The sequence below is a fragment of the Marinobacterium halophilum genome (genome assembly GCF_003014615.1).
Taxonomy (GTDB): Bacteria; Pseudomonadota; Gammaproteobacteria; order Pseudomonadales; family Balneatricaceae; genus Marinobacterium; species Marinobacterium halophilum.
Genome location: NZ_PYGI01000001.1, coordinates 151,446 through 171,289, shown reverse-complemented (window position 1 = coordinate 171,289; position 19,844 = coordinate 151,446). Strand labels below are relative to the sequence as shown.

Sequence of the window (19,844 nt, the reverse complement as noted above, 5' to 3'; positions counted from 1 at the left end):
CCATAGCGGTTGTAACCGCTGGCTCTTTTGTCTACTCTCGAAATTTAATGTATTAACGAGTAGCAGGAGCCAAGGTGGGCAAGCCTATACCGGTCATTATCTGTGATGACTCGCGTCTGGCGCGCAAGCAGATGGAACGCGCGCTGTCACAGTGGAATCTCGACATCACTCACGCCAGCCAAGGCCTGGAAGCACTGGAAGCGATCCGGGCCGGCAAAGGTGAGTTACTGTTTCTGGACCTGAACATGCCACTCCTGGATGGTTATCAGGTATTGGAACGCATCCGCAGCCAGGATTTGCAAACACTGACCATCGTCGTCTCCGGCGACATCCAGCCGGAAGCACACACCCGCGTGCGTCAACTCGGGGCGCTGGACTTCATCCGCAAACCGATCGATGTCGAGCAACTGGGGCGCTCCCTGCGCGCCTTCGGCCTGCTGGAGGAACTCCAGCACAAGGCGACCCCTCTTCCTGCCACACACCCGACCGACACGCCCACTGTCTCCGGTATCAGCTCCATCGAGCAAACCCTGATGCTGACCGAGCACTATCAGGAACTGGCCAATGTCGCCATGGGCCAGGCGGCCAACCTGCTGGCACAGCTGCTGGACACCTTTGTCGAACTGCCCATCCCCAGCATTCAATTGATCGAGTCATGCGAGCTGGAGATGGCACTGCAGCAGTCGGTTAGCCAACCCACCATGAATACCGTGCGCCAGGGCTTTATAGCCCCCGGCATTTCGGGTGAAGCCCTCTTGATGCTCAGCGACACCGAGACCAGTCAACTTGCTTCGCTGCTCAACCATGTCGGCGACATCACCGAACAGGTTGAGCGCGAACTGACTCTGGATATCGCCAATGTACTCATTGGTGCATTTCTTAACGGCCTGGGGCAACAGCTGGACCTGGCGTTCAGTCAAAGTTCGCCGCAGGTGCTGGAGTTTTTGCCGGGACACAGCCAAATGGTCAATACCGGTCAACCTGACAGAATACTGAGCATCGACATCAGCTATCGAATCGAGGGGCTGGCCATCAGCTGTGATTTACTCCTGCTGTTCACGGAAGATTCCCTGCCCACACTCAATGAACTGGCGAGTCACTTGTAATGATTAATCCCCCAGAGCAAGTACTGACCATGGACGAGTTCCATTGGCAACTCGGACTACTGCAAAATCTGGATGTCGGCCTGATTGTACTGGACGCCCGTCATCGCGTGGTGATGTGGAACAGCTTCATGGCCAACCACTCCGGCATTCGTGACTCGACCGCACGCGGCAAATGCGTGGATCAACTGTTTGGCTCTTTGCCTATCGAGTGGTTCAAGCGCAAGCTCGACAGCGTATTTCTACTGCGTAACCGCGCCTTTATTACCTGGGAAGAGCGGCCTTACCTTTTCCGCTTCAAGCCACACCACCCCATTACCGGTGCGGCTGAATTCATGTACCAGAACATAACCCTGATACCGCTATCCTCACCCAATGGCGAGATCGAACACGTCGGCATTATGGTCTACGACATGACCGCTGTCGCCATCAACAAGCAAGCGCTGAGTGCTGCCAACGCCGAGCTGGCCCTACTGAGCCGTACTGACAAGCTCAGCGGACTGGCCAACCGTGGCTATTGGGAAGAGTGTCTGCGTCAGGAGTACGAACGTTTCCGACGCACACAAAGTACCTCCAGCATGGTGATGCTGGATGTGGACCACTTCAAAAGGGTCAACGATACCTATGGCCACCAGGCCGGCGACGAAGTCATCCGCGTACTCTCGAATCTGCTGCGCCAACATGCACGCTCAACCGACACACCCGGACGCTACGGTGGCGAGGAGTTTGGTGTGCTTCTAATCAACACGTCCGAAGACAACGCCCTCATATTCGCAGAGCGTGTACGCTGCGCCGTAGAGGCCTTAACGGTACGGCACGGACCACATGTGATTCAATTCACCGTCAGCATGGGCATTTCCCAACTGAATAACTCGCACCAGTCCCATGAAGACTGGATACGCGATGCCGACCGGGCGCTCTACCACTCCAAAACAACCGGCCGCAACCGTACCACCCTGGCCGAGGATCTGGAATAATTACCGCTCACCCATAGAGCCGTATACTCAGAGCCATGAACGCAGACAAGCGATACCAGATCTTCAGCCGATTACAGGAACAGAACCCCAACCCCGAAACCGAGCTTGAGTACAGCTCTCCCTTTGAGCTGCTGATCGCAGTTCTGCTGTCTGCCCAGGCCACTGACGTGAGCGTCAACAAGGCCACCCGTAAGCTCTTCCCTGTCGCCAATACACCGGAGGCCATACTGGCTCTGGGCGTTGATGGTGTCAAAGCACATATCAAGACTATCGGCCTGTTCAACACCAAGGCCGAGAATACCATCAAGACCTGCCGCATCCTGATTGAGCAGCACAACAGCGAAGTGCCACAAACCCGTGAAGCACTGGAACAATTGCCAGGCGTTGGCCGCAAGACCGCCAACGTGGTCCTCAACACCGCTTTTGGCCAACCGGCGATGGCTGTCGACACCCATATTTTCCGCGTCGCCAACCGCACCCGCATTGCGCCAGGCAAGACCGTACTGGAAGTAGAGAAGAAGCTGATGCGCTTTGTGCCCAAGCCATTTCTGCTCGATGCCCACCACTGGCTGATCTTGCATGGCCGCTATGTATGCACTGCACGCAAGCCCCGTTGCGGCGCCTGCATCATCGAAGACCTGTGCGAATTCAAGGAAAAAACCGACTACTGAGGCCGCCCTGCTTACTCACAGAATCTGTGGATAAAATAGTGGATAGAGTTTGGAATACTGACGCCAAGCGGCGTATTTCAAGGCCTTCAGCGAATTGGTAAAAAAATAACCAGTTTTTGTAAAAAACTATAAAAAACAATAGGTTATTTATGTCAATACCATTTCAAAAAGGTTTCATTCATGGTTATGCACCGCCGCCGAGAAGACTGCCCAATACGTGTGTACAAGTTCAAAAAAAAAGCGCCCTGTCAAGGCGCTTCACACATTTGTTCGAGTCTATATGACCGGCTTCAACTATCCGGCAATTCAATCTCGATATGACTTTTGGGACGGCAACAGCAGGCCAGAACCTCATCTTCCTTAAGGTCGACCAGGCTTTCCTGAAAATAACCAACTTCACCTTCCAGCAACCGCACTTTACAACATCCGCAGTAGCCGCCACGGCAACTATAAGGCGCAGGTATGCGCTGTGCTTCCAGCGCATCCAGCAGTGATGTTTCATACTGGTAATAGAAGGTGTGGTAGTTGTTGACCTTGATACGCGGAATACCCGACATGAGCACCTCTGTTACAGATCGAAACCGTCAAAATCATCCGTGCCGACATCGTTGTCGATCTGGCCAACCAGGTAAGAACTGATCTCGGCTTCCTGAGGCGCAACCTGAACATTGTCACTGACCAGCCAACCATTCATCCAGGGCAGCGGATTCTGGCGTGCCGGGAAGATTTCATTCAAGCCCAGCGCCTTCATGCGCACGTTGGTGATGTATTCGACATAATCACCCAGAATGCGCGCATTAAGACCGATCATTGAGCCTTCACTGAACAGATAACCGGCCCATTCCTTTTCCTGCTCAGCCGCTTCACGGAAGATCTCGTAGACCTGCTCTTCACACTCGACCGCAATCTGCTTGAAGTCGGGATCATCGGTACCGGATGCCATCAGGTTAAGCATGTGCTGAGTGCCGGTCAGGTGCAACGCTTCATCACGGGCAATCAGCTTGATGATTTTGGCATTTCCTTCCATCAATGCACGCTCGGCAAACGCAAACGAACAGGCGAAACTCACATAGAAACGGATCGCCTCCAGCACGTTGACCGATACCAGGGTCAGATACAGCTTCGTCTTCAGGTTATACAGCGTTGCATCGAAGCGCTCGCCGTTGATCAGATGCACATCTGGTCCGTGAATACTGTACACACTCACCAGCTGGATAAACTCGTCATACAGTCGGGTGACCGTTTCTGCCCGCTTGATGATCTCGGGGTTGGTGACGATGGTGTCAAACACCTCGGCCGGCTCGGTGATGATGTTACGAATAATGTGCGTGTAGGAACGACTATGGATCGTCTCGCTGAACGCCCAGGTCTCAAACCAGGTTTCCAGCTCAGGCAACGACACCACCGGCAGAAACGCCACATTAGGCGAACGTCCCTGCACCGAATCCAACAACGTCTGGTATTTCAGGTTGCTGAGAAAGATGTGTTTTTCATGGTCCGGCATATCCATGAAGTCTTTGCGGTCGTTGGTCAGATCGACCTCTTCCGGACGCCAGAAAAAGGACAGCTGCTTCTCAATCAGCTTTTCGAAGATCGGATACTTCTGCTTGTCATAACGGGCCACATTGACAGAACGACCGAAAAACATTGGTTCGCGCGTTGCATCGTGGTTACTCGGACTGAAAGTAGAGTATGACATGAGTACCTTTTTCCTGAATAAAACATACCGATCCTCCCCGAACAGTGCCGGGGAGGCGCGTTGACAATAAACCGAAGTGAACGACGATCAGAGCTTGCAGGCGCCGCCTTCACAGCCGCCATCATCTGCCTGATCAGATGCCCCATCACGGGTATTGTGATAGTACAGCGTCTTCACGCCATACTTGTACGCAGTCAACAGATCCTGGAGCAGTTGCTTCATCGGTACTTTGTCACTGGCGAACTTGGCCGGGTCATAGTTGGTGTTGGCCGAAATCGACTGATCGACAAATTTCTGCATGATACCAACCAGCTGCAGGTAGCCATTGTTGTTCGGGATGCTCCACAGCAGCTCATATTGCTGTTTCAGTTCCAGGTATTCCGGCACCACCTGTTTCATGATGCCGTCTTTGCTTGCCTTGACCGAAACAAAACCACGCGGCGGCTCGATACCGTTGGTGGAGTTAGTGATCTGTGAAGAGGTCTCGCAGGGCATCAGCGCCGTCAATGTGCTGTTGCGCAGACCAAACTCGCGGATGTCCTCGCGCAGCGTTTCCCAGAAGTAGTGCAACGGCTCTTCGCAGTAACCATCGACATCACGCTTGTAGGTGTCGATCGGCAGCAGACCCTTGGCGTAATTGGTTTCGTTGAACTTGGAGCATGCACCCACTTCCTTGGCCAACTGGTTGGATGCCTTGAGCAGGTAATATTGAATCGCCTCAAACGTGCGGTGTACCAGCCCGTTGGCACTGCCATCGGAGTAACGCACACCATTCTTGGCCAGATAGTAGGCAAAGTTGGTGACACCCACACCCAGTGTACGGCGTGCCATACTCGCGTTGCGGGCCGCCGGAATCGGGTAATCCTGATAATCCAGCAGACTGTCCAGCGCGCGCACGATCAGATCAGCCAGGTCTTCCAGCTCATCCAAGTTATCCAGCGCACCCAGGTTGAAGGCTGACAACGTACACAACGCGATTTCGCCGTCCGGATCATTCACATCCTTCAGCGGCTTGGTCGGCAGCGCAATTTCCAGGCAAAGATTGGACTGCTTCACCGGTGCAACGGCAGGGTCAAACGGACTGTGAGTGTTGCAGTGATCCACGTTCTGAATGTAGATACGGCCGGTGGAGGCACGCTCGGACATCATCAGGCCGAACAGTTCAACCGCCTTGATGCTCTTCTTGCGGATCGATTCGTCCTGCTCGTACTGAGTGTATAGACGCTCGAACTCTTCCTGATCGGCAAAGAAAGCATCGTACAGACCCGGCACTTCGTGCGGGCTGAACAGGGTGATATTGCCACCCTTGATCAAACGCTGGTACATCAGCTTGTTGATCTGTACGCCATAATCGATGTGGCGCACACGGTTTTCTTCAACACCGCGGTTGTTCTTCAATACCAGCAACGACTCAACTTCAAGATGCCACAGCGGGTAGAACAAGGTGGCTGCACCACCGCGCACACCGCCCTGCGAACAGGATTTAACGGCAGTCTGGAAGTGCTTGTAGAACGGGATACAACCGGTATGGAACGCTTCACCGTTACGGATCGGGCTGCCGATAGAGCGAATACGGCCGGCGTTGATACCGATACCGGCACGCTGGGACACATACTTCACAATCGCAGACGCTGTCGCGTTGATGGAATCCAGACTGTCGTCCGCTTCAATCAGTACGCAAGAGCTGAACTGGCGTGTCGGCGTACGTACACCGGCCATGATCGGCGTTGGCAGCGACAGCTTGAACAGCGAGGTCGCATCGTAAAACCGCTTGATGTAGCCCAGACGGGTTTCACGCGGGTAGTTGGCGAATAGGCACGCGGCAACCAGCATGTACAGCAACTGCGGGCTTTCGAAGATCTTGCCGCTCACCCGGTTCTGCACCAGGTACTTGCCTTCCAGCTGTTTGACGGCGGCGTAACTGAAATTCATGTCACGACCGTGATCCAGGAACTCGTTCAGTTGTTCAAACTCGTCGCGGCTGTAGTCTTCAAGCAGGTGGCGATCATAACGATTGTCATTGACCATCTGCGTGACATGATCGTACAGGTGTGGCGGTTCGAAGCTGTCGAACGCACGCTTGCGCAGATGGAACACGGCCAGACGTGCTGCCAGGTACTGGTAGTCCGGTGCATCTTCGGAGATAAGATCCGCAGCAGACTTGATCAGTGTCTCGTGAATATCGGAGGTCTTGATGCCATCGTAGAAGTGAAGATGCGCACTCAACTCAACCTGTGATACCGATACATTTTCCAGCCCTTCGGCGGCCCAGATAATTACACGATGGATTTTTTCCAGGTCGATCTGTTCACGCCGACCATCGCGTTTGGTAACCATCAGATCTTGCTGCATTGTGCACGCTCTTCCAGTTCTGTCATTGATGAAACTTGAAACCCTTGCGAGTCCAGTTATTGCCCGACCTCGCCCTTACTGTGCAACCGTCTGAAACCAAAGCAAAAAGGCGTGATACGAAGAAAACGCCAAATGTGGTCAGTTATTGGGTAAAGCACAAGATGTAGTACGCAGCCGCTTACAGGGCACTAAATATAGATATTGGCGCAAAGATTTCAATATTGATTTATCGCCTCATCAAGTGTAGCTCGACGAGTCGCTTACGCTGAAAGCCGCGCATTATGAGGGCTTGGCGCTGCTTTTTCCATTCCCTTTTTTCAAAGACTTTTTTTCATGTTAAAACTCAAACTCACGAAAATATTACATAGATGATAAGAGTCGATACTGTGGCGCCAAGACCCTTTACAACTCGCCGCCCGATGAATAGAATGCGCTTCCGTTGGTGGGGTTCCCGAGTGGCCAAAGGGATCAGACTGTAAATCTGACGCGCAAGCTTCGGTGGTTCGAATCCACCTCCCACCACCATGAATACTGTGAACAAGCCTCGCCTCATCCGCGGGGCTTTTTCATATACACCTTCCGCAGCACTACCTCGTCCTCTGCCCTCCGTAATTTCCTTATATACACATCATGTTTAGTGCTATGCCCATGAGGTATGGATCATGTTACGCTGGCGCAAAAGGACTCTTTTAAACAACGGCTTGTTGCAACAATGACCACTAACAATAAAAATGACATCGTCTCCACTAAAGACTCGCCCAAGCCTCTCGATGCTGCCCAGCTACTCCTCAACGAACAGCAGGTTATTCTGGATAACGCCGGTGTTGGCATCAGCTTCATCCGTGATCGCCTGATTCAACGCTGCAACCAGCAGTTTGCCACTATTTACGGCTTCGCTTCTGCGGAAGAGATGGTCGGCTCCAGCAGCAAATGCCTCTATCAAAACGAAGACGACTTCCGCCAACTGGGTGCCAATGCCTACCCATGCCTGATCAGGGGCGAGCGTTACACTGCCGAAATCCAGATGATACGGCGCAACGGCACCCTCTTCTGGTGCCGAGTAACCGGCAAGCTCATCAACCCCGACGCGGTTGAACAGGGCTCAATCTGGATTATTGAGGACATCGACCAGCAACGTCACGATGATGCCGCCCTGCAGGCCCTACACCACCAGCAGCAGTTGATTTTCGACCATGCCATGGTTGGCATCGCCTTTCTGCATGAACGCCGCGTAACCCACTGCAACAGCCGCATGGCCGATATGCTCGGATATACTCTCGAAGAGATCCATGGCCTGAGTACTGCTGCGTTTTATTACTCATCCGCTGAGTGGGAGGCAGCCGGACGCATACACCGAGAGGTACTGGCCAGCGGCAAGGCTTTTAGCACAGAACTGCAGCTGCGCCGCCGAGACGGTAGCGCCATCTGGTGCGACTTGCGCAGCAAAGCAATTGACCCAACTGATCTGGAGCAGGGCTCCATCTGGATCATGATGGACATCTCCGAGCGCAAACGCCACGACCAGGAACTGCTACGCGCCCAGGAAGCACTGGAACAACGCGTGATCGAACGCACTCAGGCACTCGAAACCGTGGTCGCCAGCCTGCACCGCGAAATTGAAGAACGCAAAATGGCGGAAGAACGCATCCGCCACCTCGCCCAGCATGACGGCCTGACCGGGCTCCCCAACCGCTCCCTGTTTGAACAGCGCTTGGAACAACAGATCGAAACTGCGACCGCACACAACAGGCAGCTGGCCGTACTGTTTATCGATCTGGATCACTTCAAGCACATCAATGACTCTCTGGGGCACCACGAAGGCGACTTGCTGCTACGCAGCCTGGCCGAGCGTCTGCGCCAGACAGTCGGGCACGACAATACTTTGGCCCGCATCGGCGGCGACGAATTCGTTATCATGCTGAACAACGTTGAATCGAGTGAGCACATTGAACAGCTGATCAGCCGTCTGCAAAAGACTCTGCAACCCGTATTGAGAGTCGGCGTGCAGGAATTCAACGTATCCTCCAGCATCGGCGCAGCCATCTTCCCGCAGGACGGCGTGGATTCGACAACACTGATCAAGCATGCCGATACCGCCATGTACCGCGCCAAGGCCAATGGCCGCAATCGCTTCCATTTCTACAACCATGAAATTGACCGTGAAGAGCACGAACGCCTTGCCCTCAGAAACGCGCTGCACCAGGCCTTGCGCAATCAGGAGTTCGAACTGTATTACCAACCGCAGGTGGATGTCGCCGAGAACCGAATTACGGGCGTGGAAGCTCTGATTCGCTGGCACCGACCTGATCACGGCATGATCTCACCCGCCTGCTTCATCCCGCTGGCAGAAGAATGCGGGCTGATCAATGAGATCGGCAGCTGGGTACTGGAGCAGGCCTGCGCACAACTTAAAAAGTGGCAACAAGCGGGTATCGATTTGCGGGTCGCCGTAAATCTTTCAGCAATACAACTGGATGACCCCGGATTCTACGATCAACTGGAGGATTGCCTGTCACGCCACGGCCTGCAACCTGAGCAGCTGGAACTGGAACTGACGGAAAGCATGCTGATGAAACATGTCGACCACACCATTGACCTGCTCAACCGGCTCGATCGCCTGGGCGTGTACCTTAGCGTCGATGATTTCGGCACGGGCTATTCCAGCCTCAGTTACCTGAAACGCTTCCCGCTGGATACGATCAAGATTGATCAGTCGTTTGTACGTGAAATCTGTATTGATCCGGATGATGCCGTCATCTGCCGCACCATTATTTCAATGGCCAACAGTCTGAACCTGACGGTAACGGCAGAAGGCGTGGAAGAAGTCGACCAGCTCAACCAGCTGGCAGAGTTCGGTTGCCATCAGTACCAAGGGTACCTGTTCAGCCGCCCGCTTCCTGCCGACGAGCTGACTCGGCGCTACCGGCAACATCAGCCGACAGCCTCCGAGTCTTACACGATCTGATTTACTTGCTGAACCCACCCATGATGCCACGGACGGCAGCCGGGATATCGCCAGGCAGCAGCACGATCTTGGCATTTTCGCCCTGTGACATGTCCTTGATCGCTTCGACGTATTTCTCACCCAGCAGATACATCACCGGCAGTTCATTGCCCTGAATGGCTGATGTCACTTTTTCGATTGCGGCCTGACTGGCCTCAGCCAGTACAACCTTGGCTTCAGCATCGCGGCGGGACGCTTCCAAACGCCCTTCCGCTTCCAGGATTGCAGCCGCCTTTTCACCCCCGGCACGGGTCACCGTGGCACGGCGCTGACGCTCGGCCGCTGCCTGCTCCTCCATCGCCATCTGCATGGTCTGCGACGGGTTGATATCCTGAATCTCGACGGTCTTCAATGTGATACCCCAGTCGGAAATATCATCCGAGATCGCACCCTTGAGCTTGGCCTTGATCTGATCGCGGTTGGACAACGCATCATCCAGATTCATCTCACCGATAATCGAACGCAGTGAGGTCTGCACCAGGTTCTGGATCGCAAAGCTGTAATCCTCCACCCCGTAAACCGCCTTCTCAGGCGAGACGATGTTGATGTAGGCAACCGCATTGGCGATGATCACTGCATTATCGAGGGTAATCACCTCCTGGGAAGGAATGTCGAGCACGATGTCCTTGGTGGTAATCTTGTAGGCCACCGTATCGATATAAGGGAAAATCACATTCAGACCCGGCCCCAGCGTACGGTGATATTTACCCAATCTCTGAACCACGTACTTGCTGCCCTGCGGTACCGTTTTGACCCCCAGAAACAGGGTTACCACTACCAGCACCAGGAATACACCTGCCATACTCAATCCGTCGATCATCATCTTTTTATCCTTTCATGTAGATATCAGTTGTACGCTATCAGCGCTTTTTGACAATTAAGGTATTACCCGAGATTTCAGTGATAAGGACCCGATCACCAATGACCACCGGCTCTTCACAGATAAACTCCCATTCATCATCACCCAGCACCGGTGTTGAAAAGCGGACTTGACCACGCCGTGGCGGCTGTGGTGCCAGAATCACCTGCCCGCTCTCGCCCAACACCGCCTCACGTGCGATCCCCGCCTGGGTACGATCCACCATCAGCGGACGCAGCAACTTGAACCAGGCCAGCGCAAACAGACTGGAGCCAATGGCCCATGCCAGCAATTGCACACTCAAGCTAACATCCGGCACCAGCCAGACCAGTGCGGCCATCAGCAACGCGGCCAGGCCGAACCAGAAAATAGTAAAACTGGGCACAACCAGTTCCGCCATGATCAGCAACATGCCGAACACGACCCAGTGCCAGTATTCGATCTGAAATTCCATGCCATCTCCCTGTGTGATATGCGCTCTGAAGATTATGAAGCAGTATTGTGTTCAGGTCGATCCGGAGGCATATACACCACCTCAGCAGGGTACAGCTACTTCATAAGTACCCTTGTCACCCCACGTTCTGGATTGCACTTTCCTGCCTGTGATAAAGTCGCGCACTTCCGCAACAGGCTTCAGGTTGATCAACGCTCTCACGCTTGATACACCCTGCTACACCGTCCCTTCGCCCCCAGCGTTGGAGCATGCCCTGACGGGTGCCTCCTCGGCCTGTATCGGAACAGGCCGTCCATATTGGCGCGGCCACAGCGGCCCGCGTGCCGGTTTCACCTCCAATAACAATACCACCGCCCGTTTGGCGGTTACACGAGACCGATGTTATGCCCTCCACCAGTATTGGTGCCTTTGCACACAATTTTCTGGGCTCCGCCCCTGCCTGGTACAAGCAGATCATTGTACTTTTCTTGTTGATCAATCCCATTGCACTCTGGGCTCTGGGACCACAGGCCACCGGTTGGCTGCTGATCGGCGAGTTCATTTTCACCCTGGCCATGGCACTCAAGTGCTACCCGCTGCTGCCCGGCGGCCTGCTGGCCACTGAAGCTCTGCTGCTGGGAATGACCACGCCCGAGGCGCTTTATCACGAGGTCGAAACCAATCTGCCGGTGATTCTGTTGCTGATGTTCATGGTCGCCGGGATCTACTTCATGAAGAGCCTGCTGCTGGTGACGTTCACCAATATCCTGCTGCATGTGCGCTCCAAGTATCTGCTGGCCTTACTGTTCAGTATGACCGCTGCCCTGCTGTCGGCTTTCCTCGATGCCCTGACAGTCACCGCCGTAATCATCAGCGTAGCAGTCGGCTTCTACTCGGTGTATCACAAGGTTGCCTCAGGCAAGGGCCACCAGCACAAGAGCCACAACCATGTGTCCGACCATGAAGTAATCGATCTGCACCGTGAAGACCTGGAAGGATTCCGCGCCTTTCTGCGCAGCCTGCTGATGCACAGTGCCGTTGGTACCGCGCTGGGCGGCGTCTGCACTCTGGTCGGCGAGCCACAAAACCTGCTGATCGCCAAGACTGCCGGCTGGAATTTTGCCGAGTTTTTCCTGTTGATGGCACCGGTATCCATGCCGGTACTGGCCGCCGGTCTGTTGACCTGCGTAGTCCTGGAGAAGCTGCAACTGTTTGGTTACGGCGCGCGCTTGCCGCGACCGGTGCTGCTGGTACTGAAGGAATTCGCCGAAGCCGAGCGCGCCAAGCGTACACCCAACCAGAAAGCCGCCTTGATCGTACAGGCGATCGCGGCGGCCATTCTGGTCGTCGGCCTGGCATTACATCTGGCTGAAGTAGGCTTGATCGGCTTGCTGGTCATCATTCTGATCACTTCGTTCAACGGCGTCACCGATGAGCACCAGATTGGCAAGGCGTTCGAAGAAGCACTGCCCTTCACCGCACTGCTGGTGGTGTTTTTTGCCATTGTCGCCGTCATTCACGAACAGCATCTGTTCACGCCGATCATCACCTGGGTTCTGTCGCTGCCACCCGAGCAGCAGCCAGGCATGTTCTTTATTGCCAACGGCGTGTTGTCGATGATTTCGGATAATGTGTTTGTGGCCACCGTATACATCGGCGAAGTCAAACAGGCACTGGATGCCGGCGACATCACCCGTGCGCACTTTGACCAGCTGGCAATCGCCATCAATACCGGCACCAACTTGCCCAGCGTCGCCACACCCAACGGTCAGGCCGCGTTTCTGTTCCTGCTCACCTCAGCGATTGCGCCGCTGGTACGGTTGTCATACGGCCGCATGGTGATCATGGCCCTACCCTACACCGTAGTGCTGGGCAGCGTCGGTCTGGCATCGGTAATTATGTTTACCTGAACAGGAAACAGAGCACTGCCGAGCGGTTTACCGGGGCATAACCGCCCCGGTTACTCAGCGTGTGAGCGGCCATCCCAACAGCAGTGTCGTCAGGGTAACGGCCGCGACCAGCAGGTTCATCGGTACCCCTACCTTGAGAAAATCAGTGAAGCGGTAGCCACCCGGCCCATAGACCATAAGATTGGTCTGGTACCCCAATGGGGTAGCAAAGCTGGCAGACGCCGCGATCATAATGGCAAAGATGAAGGGTTCGTGGCTGAGCTGCGCCTTATCGGTCACTTCCAGCACGATCGGCAGCATCAACACCGCTGCAGCGTTGTTGGTGATCATTTCAGTCAGCACTGATACCGCAAGATACGTCAGAATCAGCAACAACCAGGGCGTACCACTGCTCAGCTCCACAATGCCATCGGCCAAGAAGGTCGCAACACCGGTTTTCTGCAGGGCTGCGCCCAGAGCGAAGGACGCGGCAATGGTCAGGATCACGGTAAGGTCCAGACTTTTCTCCGCCTGCACCACATTGCAGCAACCGGTTACCACCATTAGCCCGGCCCCTACCAGCGCCGCATTGAGCATACTGGTCAGTCCGGTACCTGCCGCCAGCACCAGCGCCGCCAAAATGCCCCACGCCAGCCAAGCGCGCTCATGCCGTGGCTGGGTCTTGTCCAGATCATTGATCAGCAGGAAGTCCTTGTTATAGCGCTGACGGCTAACAAACGCCGGACGTGCCTCCAATAGCAACGTATCACCCGCTTCCAGGCGGATATTGCCCAGATTGCCCTGCACCCGTTCGCCGCTGCGCGCCACTGCCAGCACCACGGCACCATAGCGGTCACGGAAGCGGGCATCGCGGATGGCATGCCCGACCGCATCACAGTGCGGCGATACTACCGCTTCCACCAGACAGCGCTCGGCACGGTCCAGATTGAGCGTATCGGAATGGCCGTTTTCCGGCGACGGCTGTATGCCGTTGATCCGCAGCAGATCAGATATCGCTTCGGTATCACCGGCAAACACCAGCCGATCTCCGTCACGCAGTTTTTCTTCGGACGATACGGCGGTAACAATATTGCCATTACGTTCGATCTCGACCAGATAGACCCGATCCAGGCTGCGCAGCCCCGCCTGCTCGACACTTTGCCCCACCAGCGGTCCGCCCGGCGCAACCGCAACTTCAAGGGTGAACTCACGCAGGTTGGCAAAGGCACGCTTGTCGCTGCGATCCGGGAGCAGACGCGGAAACACCAGCCAGATGAACAACAAACCGACCAGTACCACCGGCAACGCCACCGCCGTAATCGAGAACAAAGACAGGCCCGGCTCACCGGTCAACTCCTGGTATTGACCGTTGACCACCAGATTGGTACTGGTGCCGATAAGGGTCAGAGTTCCCCCCAGAATGGCGCTGTAACTGAGCGGAATCATCAATTTGGACGCAGGGATATTGATCTGTCGCGACCAGGCGTGGATGGCCGGAATCATGGTTGCCACTACCGGGGTATTGTTGAGAAAACCGCTGAGCAGCACCACCGGCGCAAAGATGCGTCCCATGGCACCACGCACGCTGTCAGGTCGTCCGAGCACCTTGTTCACCAGCATGTCGACACCACCGGAGGAGTGGATGCCGGCCGCGACCACAAACATGCAGGCGACGGTGATCAAACCCGAGTTGGCAAAACCGGCAAGCGCCTCGGACGGCGACAGCACACCACTGATGCTGAGCAACGCCAGTACCGCCATCATCACGATGTGCGGCCCTGTCCGTGTCAGGACCAGAACAGCCAATGCGGCGACCATTAAACTCAGTGCGAACCAGCCTTGCCACTCCACAGCGTTAACCCGTATCCGTTGAAAAACCACTACGATACAGGGTTATTTTGATTCCATAAAAGAATAAATATTAACAGGTTTATTCCTTTATGGTATTTAAGACTCTTGCCATACTATGTAATCAGAGCCTCTATTTCTTCAGCAGCAGCAACCTTGCCCTCTATGATGATCGTTCCATCAACCGCCAGTGCTGGCGTATGCATGACACCATCGGCAATGATGGTATTCACATCGGTTACTTTCTCAACATCGTACTCCAGCCCCAATGCGTGGGCTGCCGCTTCCGCATTCGCCGTCAGCTGGCGACACTTGGCACAGCCGCTGCCATAGATGGTCAATTTCATTACCGCCTCCTTACCAGACATTGCCATAGATATAACCGGTTATTGTCGCCATCACCACCACCAGCGCACAATAAACCAGTGTCTTTTCGGTACCCAGAATTGTCCGGATCACCAGCATATTCGGCAGCGACAATGCCGGCCCTGCCAGCAGCAGCGCCAGCGCCGGTCCCTTGCCCATTCCAGCCCCCATCAGGGCTTGCACGATCGGCACCTCGGTCAAGGTGGAGAAATACATCAATGCGCCCAACACCGACGCGATCAGAGTCGATGCCAGCGAATTATCTCCCACCGCAGCCGCCACCCACTGCGAGGGAATGATGCCCTCATGACCGGGACGCCCTAAAGCAAAACCGGCGACAAACACGCCAGCCAATAGTAACGGCAAAATCTGCTTGGCAAAGTCCCAGCTCTGCTGCGACCACTCCCGATCCTGCTCTCGCAGCGCGGCGATCAGCATCAGGCCGACAATGCCCGCTGCAAAGGGCAACTCGGGTACGCCCGGCACCATCCATGTCAGCAACAGAATTACCACGGCCAGCCCCAGCACCGATTGCCAGGGCCATTGCCAGCGCCACACCAGCAACCCGGCAAAGGCCGCTGCCAATACTGCAGTAATCGACCATTTCCAGGCGTACACCTGCATCCAGACCACGCTGTCAGCCGCCGCCCAGTTGGCGAACACCAACATCCCCACCAACAGAGCAAAAAATGAAAAGATCGCAGCAAAGGGCTGACCGGCTTCGCCGCCCGTGAACCCCCGCTTATTGGTGACCGTGCGCTCGGCCTCTTCACGACGGTATAACAGATGCATCAACGTACCGATCACCAGCGCGAACAGGATAGCGCCTGCAGCCCGTGCAATGCCGATCTCGGCTCCCAGCACCTTGGCCGTCACCACCACCGCCATTATGTTGATTGCGGGGCCTGAATAAAGAAAAGCGATTGCAGCACCAAGACCGGCCCCCCGCTTATAGATACCGCCGAACAACGGCAGCACGGTGCAGGAACATACCGCCAGCAAAGTGCCCGATACCGATGCCACGCCAAACGCCACCGGCTTGGATGCATCAGGCCCCAGAAAACGCATCACCGCCCCCTGGCTGATATAGACGGCCATCGCTCCCGCAATCAGAAAAGCGGGCAGCAGGCAGAGGATCACATGCTCACGGGCATACCAGTTGGTTAACCGCACCGCCTCCAGCACCGCGTTATCAAAGCGTTCGGTTCCAGCCGGGATAAAGTAGATCAGCAGAAACGCAACCAACATGAAAAGCAGCACATGTCCTTCACGCGGGTTGTTGCGGTAAAGGCCCAGTAGTCGTGTATACATCAAGCAGCCTCTTTATCATGGCTAGCGGAGGTTGATGGCAGTCCCAGTGAAATCAGCACGGTCAGTATTAACATCCCTGCCGAGATCCAGAGACAGGCCTGAAGCCCACTGCTACCCTGGCCCGCCAGCTGGAATATCCAGCCCGACAGCAGTGTACCCAGCAGCCGTCCCAATGCATTGGCCATGTAGTAGAAACCCACATCCAGAGACACACCGTCACTGCCAGCATAGCTGACGATCAGATAGCTGTGCAGTGAAGAGTTGATTGCGAACACCGCCCCGAACACCAGCAACCCGCCAATCAGCACCCCGGCTGCATCCAGACCCGCAGCAAGCCCCCACACGATCAGCAGCGGCAGCACCGCGAGAACAGCCGCCCAACGAGTTGCTGCTCTGCCATCCGGCACCCGCCCAGCCGCCTTGCCGGTGATCCGTGGAGCCAATGCCTGCACCAGGCCATAACCGATGACCCACAGAGCAAGGAAACCACCGGTCTGGCCATGACTCCAGCCCAACGTCTGCGACAGAAACACCGGCAACGCCACCACGAACCAGACATCCCGCGCGCCGAACAGAAACATACGGGCGGCAGACAGAATATTTATGGCACGGCTTTTGGAGAAAATGTCACGAAACTTCGGCTTGTGCTTCGCCTTGCCCAAATCCTGCTTCAGCAACACCAGGCTCAGCAGCCAGACCAACGCCAGCACCACCGTCATCGCAGCGACGGCACCGGTAAAGCCCAACACCATCAACAGCGCACCGCCCAGAAAGAAACCCACGCCCTTGAGTGCATTTTTGGACCCGGTCAGGATCGCTACCCAGGTATACAGTGTGCCCTGAGCATCGGCAGGCACCAGCAGCTTGATGGTACTTTTGGCACTCATCTTGTTGAGATCCTTGGCGATCCCCGACAGTGCCTGCGCCGCCATTACCCAAGGCACCGTCAGCCAGACAGGCGGCACCAGCAGCATCGCCAGCGCCACCACCTGCAGACCCAGTCCGATGTTCATGGTGCGATTCAGCCCCAGATGCGCCCCCAGCCAGCCACCGACCAGATTGGTGATTACACCGAAGATCTCGTAGAACAGGAACAGCAACGCGATCTCCAGCGGCGCATAACCCAGGCCATGAAAATGCAATACCACCAGCATGCGCAAGGCGCCGTCGGTCAGGGTAAAGGTCCAGTAGTTGCCGGTAACGACCAAATACTGGCGAATGGCGGGGGTTAACTGGCTGAACATTCAGGCACGACCCACCTTCAGCGCCAGTTCCGCCGTGCGGTTGGCATAGCCCCATTCATTGTCATACCAGAGGTAGAGTTTCACCTGCGTGCCATTAACCACCATGGTGGACAGTGCATCGACCACGCTGGAGCGCGGGTCAGTCCGGTAATCGATCGATACCAGCGGTCGCTCTTCATAGCCCAGAATATCCTGCAACTCGCCTTCGGCAGCAGCTTGCAGCAGTGCATTCACCTCCTCGGCACTGGTTTCACGCGCCACCTCAAACACACAATCGGTGATCGAGGCATTGGCCAGCGGCACCCGAATGGCATGACCGTTCAGCTTGCCCTTCAATTCCGGGAAGATGTGAGTGATCGCTGTGGCCGAGCCGGTCGTGGTCGGAATCAGGCTCATACCGCAGGCACGGGCGCGACGCAGATCCTTGTGGGGCGCATCCAGAATGGTCTGGGTGTTGGTGATATCGTGAATCGTGGTCATTGATCCATGCTTGATACCCAGTTGCTCATGGATCACTTTCACCACTGGCGCAAGGCAGTTGGTGGTGCAGGAGGCGGCGGTGACGATACGGTGCTGTGCCGGGTCGTAGAGGTCGTCGTTGACGCCCATGACGACATTGAGCACACCTTCCTCTTTGACCGGAGCAGTGACGACCACGCGCTGTACACCCTGATCAAGGTAGGCCTGCAACACGGCTTTACTTTTCATCTTGCCGGACGCTTCAAGCACCAGATCACAGCCGGACCAATCGGTCTCGGCAATCGCCTTGTTGGCGGTGACCGCTATGCGCTGGCCATTGATCAGCATCGTCGCGCCGTCGGCATGCGCCTCATGCTGCCAACGCCCGTGTACTGAGTCGAAATTCAGCAGATGAGCCAGGGTTGCCGCATCACCCGCTGGATCGTTGATCTGTACGATCTCAACGTCGGCCTGGTCAAAGAGCACACGCAGGGACAGCCGTCCCATGCGCCCGAAGCCGTTTATACCCACTTTGATGGTCATGGTTTAATTCCTCAAAAACGGTGATCACATATAGAAATAACAATAGCCATGGTGTATCAAGACCGGTCAAACCAGTGCTGGGTACGGTTGGCGATCGCCACCAGCGACAGCATCACTGGCACCTCGACCAGCACGCCCACTACCGTGGCCAGCGCAGCGCCCGAGTGCAATCCGAACAGCGAAATTGCAACCGCAACCGCCAGCTCGAAGAAATTGGAGGTTCCGATCATGCAGGCCGGTGCCGCCACGTTATGCGGCAGTCGCAACCAATACGCTGCGGCGTAGGCGATAATAAAAATACCGTAGGTCTGGATCAGCAGTGGAATAGCGATCAGGCCGATGGTTTGCGGCTGCGCTATGATGGTTTGCGCCTGAAAACCAAACAGCAGTACCACCGTGGCCAACAGGCCAAGGATCGACCAAGGCTTGAGCACATGCAGAAAGCTGTCCAGACGCCCCCCACTCTTGCGCTCCAGCCAATGGCGCGTCAACGCTCCAGCCACCAGCGGCAACACCACATACAACACCACCGATAACAGCAGCGTTTCCCAAGGCACATGAATATCACTAACACCCAGCAGAAACGCGGCGATCGGCGCAAAGGCAAAAATCATGATGACATCGTTGACGGACACCTGAACCAGTGTGTAGTTGGGATCACCCTTGGTGAGTTGGCTCCAGACAAATACCATCGCCGTACAGGGAGCCACGCCCAACAGAATCATACCGGCGATATATTCGCCTGCACTGTGCGGATCTACCCAGTCGACAAAAATCACGCGGAAAAACAGCCAACCCAATGCCGCCATGGTGAACGGCTTGATCAGCCAATTGACAACCAGCGTCAGCACCAAACCTTTCGGTTTGTTGCCCACATCCTTGATCGAGCTGAAATCGATCTGCACCATCATCGGGTAGATCATCACCCAGATGAAAACCGCTACCACCAGGTTTACATGGGCGAACTCCAAGCGCGCAATGACAGCAAAAAAGTCTGGCACCCAATTGCCCACCACCACACCGGCCAAAATGCACAACCCAACCCAGAGGGTCATATACCGCTCGAAAATTCCCACTTCAGCTCTC

Annotated in this window: 16 protein-coding genes and 1 tRNA gene; 6 read left to right on the top strand and 11 right to left on the bottom strand. The window is 55.5% G+C overall.

Annotated elements, in window-relative coordinates; all coding sequences use genetic code 11:
- The first annotated feature begins 74 nt into the window (after nt 1–74).
- From CLV44_RS00800 to nth, 3 genes are read left to right on the top strand one after another with little or no spacing between them, the layout of a single operon-like run.
- Nucleotides 75–1,106 carry a response regulator gene (locus CLV44_RS00800; RefSeq protein WP_245912553.1) on the top strand — a complete coding sequence of 344 codons (1,032 nt, stop codon included), beginning with the start codon at nt 75–77 and terminating at the stop codon, nt 1,104–1,106.
- Entirely contained in the window at nt 1,106–2,080 is a 975-nt protein-coding gene (locus tag CLV44_RS00795) for a GGDEF domain-containing protein (protein ID WP_106590201.1), read from the top strand. Before CLV44_RS00800 ends, CLV44_RS00795 begins: the two co-directional genes overlap by 1 nt.
- A gap of 35 nt (nt 2,081–2,115) precedes the next feature.
- The gene (gene nth, locus CLV44_RS00790) at nt 2,116–2,751 is read left to right on the top strand and encodes an endonuclease III (protein WP_106590200.1); all 636 of its coding nucleotides are present in this window, start codon (nt 2,116–2,118) and stop codon (nt 2,749–2,751) included.
- Between the two features lie 290 nt (nt 2,752–3,041).
- On the opposite strand, the gene yfaE is transcribed toward nth, so the two are convergent.
- The 3 genes from yfaE to nrdA form a co-directional block, all read right to left on the bottom strand.
- Nucleotides 3,042–3,308 (bottom strand): class I ribonucleotide reductase maintenance protein YfaE, encoded by a 267-nt coding sequence (gene yfaE, locus CLV44_RS00785; RefSeq protein WP_106590199.1) that lies wholly within the window; start codon nt 3,306–3,308, stop codon nt 3,042–3,044.
- An 11-nt stretch (nt 3,309–3,319) separates the two neighbouring features.
- Nucleotides 3,320–4,450: a class Ia ribonucleoside-diphosphate reductase subunit beta gene (gene nrdB, locus CLV44_RS00780; RefSeq protein ID WP_106590198.1), complete on the bottom strand. Its 1,131-nt coding sequence runs from the start codon at nt 4,448–4,450 to the stop codon at nt 3,320–3,322.
- 87 nt (nt 4,451–4,537) lie between these two features.
- Nucleotides 4,538–6,802: a class 1a ribonucleoside-diphosphate reductase subunit alpha gene (nrdA, locus tag CLV44_RS00775; RefSeq protein ID WP_106590197.1), complete on the bottom strand. Its 2,265-nt coding sequence runs from the start codon at nt 6,800–6,802 to the stop codon at nt 4,538–4,540.
- Nucleotides 6,803–7,243: 441 nt separating this feature from the next.
- Here nrdA and CLV44_RS00770 point away from each other — a divergent pair.
- Nucleotides 7,244–7,327: transfer RNA gene (locus tag CLV44_RS00770), tRNA-Tyr, on the top strand.
- Nucleotides 7,328–7,514: 187 nt separating this feature from the next.
- A complete protein-coding gene (locus CLV44_RS00765; protein ID WP_106590196.1) occupies nt 7,515–9,767 on the top strand; it encodes a putative bifunctional diguanylate cyclase/phosphodiesterase in 2,253 nt (750 codons plus the stop codon).
- Nucleotide 9,768: 1 nt separating this feature from the next.
- On the opposite strand, the gene CLV44_RS00760 is transcribed toward CLV44_RS00765, so the two are convergent.
- A complete protein-coding gene (locus CLV44_RS00760; protein ID WP_211298036.1) occupies nt 9,769–10,629 on the bottom strand; it encodes an SPFH domain-containing protein in 861 nt (286 codons plus the stop codon).
- A 37-nt stretch (nt 10,630–10,666) separates the two neighbouring features.
- Nucleotides 10,667–11,119 carry an NfeD family protein gene (locus CLV44_RS00755; protein ID WP_106590195.1) on the bottom strand — a complete coding sequence of 151 codons (453 nt, stop codon included), beginning with the start codon at nt 11,117–11,119 and terminating at the stop codon, nt 10,667–10,669.
- Between the two features lie 383 nt (nt 11,120–11,502).
- Between CLV44_RS00755 and nhaB the strand changes: the two genes are divergently transcribed.
- The gene (nhaB, locus tag CLV44_RS00750; protein WP_106590194.1) at nt 11,503–13,008 is read left to right on the top strand and encodes a sodium/proton antiporter NhaB; all 1,506 of its coding nucleotides are present in this window, start codon (nt 11,503–11,505) and stop codon (nt 13,006–13,008) included.
- A 54-nt stretch (nt 13,009–13,062) separates the two neighbouring features.
- Here the strand turns inward: nhaB and CLV44_RS00745 are convergent, their stop codons facing one another.
- The 6 genes from CLV44_RS00745 to arsB form a co-directional block, all read right to left on the bottom strand.
- The gene (locus tag CLV44_RS00745; protein ID WP_106590193.1) at nt 13,063–14,838 is read right to left on the bottom strand and encodes an SLC13 family permease; all 1,776 of its coding nucleotides are present in this window, start codon (nt 14,836–14,838) and stop codon (nt 13,063–13,065) included.
- A 113-nt stretch (nt 14,839–14,951) separates the two neighbouring features.
- Complete coding sequence (locus tag CLV44_RS00740; RefSeq protein WP_106590192.1) at nt 14,952–15,182, bottom strand: thioredoxin family protein; 231 nt, start codon at nt 15,180–15,182, stop codon at nt 14,952–14,954.
- Nucleotides 15,183–15,192: 10 nt separating this feature from the next.
- Nucleotides 15,193–16,512: a permease gene (locus CLV44_RS00735; RefSeq protein ID WP_106590191.1), complete on the bottom strand. Its 1,320-nt coding sequence runs from the start codon at nt 16,510–16,512 to the stop codon at nt 15,193–15,195.
- Nucleotides 16,512–17,756: an organoarsenical effux MFS transporter ArsJ gene (gene arsJ, locus CLV44_RS00730; protein ID WP_106590190.1), complete on the bottom strand. Its 1,245-nt coding sequence runs from the start codon at nt 17,754–17,756 to the stop codon at nt 16,512–16,514. The genes CLV44_RS00735 and arsJ overlap by 1 nt, the downstream gene beginning before the upstream one ends.
- Nucleotides 17,757–18,758, bottom strand: a complete 1,002-nt coding sequence (locus CLV44_RS00725) for an ArsJ-associated glyceraldehyde-3-phosphate dehydrogenase (RefSeq protein ID WP_106590189.1) — start codon at nt 18,756–18,758, stop codon at nt 17,757–17,759.
- A 56-nt stretch (nt 18,759–18,814) separates the two neighbouring features.
- Nucleotides 18,815–19,834 carry an ACR3 family arsenite efflux transporter gene (gene arsB / locus CLV44_RS00720; protein ID WP_106590188.1) on the bottom strand — a complete coding sequence of 340 codons (1,020 nt, stop codon included), beginning with the start codon at nt 19,832–19,834 and terminating at the stop codon, nt 18,815–18,817.
- Nucleotides 19,835–19,844: the final 10 nt, after the last annotated feature.

Coding starts and splice junctions, on each gene's coding strand:
- CLV44_RS00735 (WP_106590191.1), bottom strand. CDS start 16,512: ATGTATACACGACTACTGGGCCTTTACCGCAACAACCCGCGTGAAGGA.
- yfaE (WP_106590199.1), bottom strand. CDS start 3,308: ATGTCGGGTATTCCGCGTATCAAGGTCAACAACTACCACACCTTCTAT.
- nhaB (WP_106590194.1), top strand. CDS start 11,503: ATGCCCTCCACCAGTATTGGTGCCTTTGCACACAATTTTCTGGGCTCC.
- arsJ (WP_106590190.1), bottom strand. CDS start 17,756: ATGTTCAGCCAGTTAACCCCCGCCATTCGCCAGTATTTGGTCGTTACC.
- CLV44_RS00760 (WP_211298036.1), bottom strand. CDS start 10,629: ATGATGATCGACGGATTGAGTATGGCAGGTGTATTCCTGGTGCTGGTA.
- CLV44_RS00725 (WP_106590189.1), bottom strand. CDS start 18,758: ATGACCATCAAAGTGGGTATAAACGGCTTCGGGCGCATGGGACGGCTG.
- CLV44_RS00755 (WP_106590195.1), bottom strand. CDS start 11,119: ATGGAATTTCAGATCGAATACTGGCACTGGGTCGTGTTCGGCATGTTG.
- CLV44_RS00740 (WP_106590192.1), bottom strand. CDS start 15,182: ATGAAATTGACCATCTATGGCAGCGGCTGTGCCAAGTGTCGCCAGCTG.
- nth (WP_106590200.1), top strand. CDS start 2,116: ATGAACGCAGACAAGCGATACCAGATCTTCAGCCGATTACAGGAACAG.
- nrdA (WP_106590197.1), bottom strand. CDS start 6,802: ATGCAGCAAGATCTGATGGTTACCAAACGCGATGGTCGGCGTGAACAG.
- nrdB (WP_106590198.1), bottom strand. CDS start 4,450: ATGTCATACTCTACTTTCAGTCCGAGTAACCACGATGCAACGCGCGAA.
- CLV44_RS00765 (WP_106590196.1), top strand. CDS start 7,515: ATGACCACTAACAATAAAAATGACATCGTCTCCACTAAAGACTCGCCC.
- CLV44_RS00795 (WP_106590201.1), top strand. CDS start 1,106: ATGATTAATCCCCCAGAGCAAGTACTGACCATGGACGAGTTCCATTGG.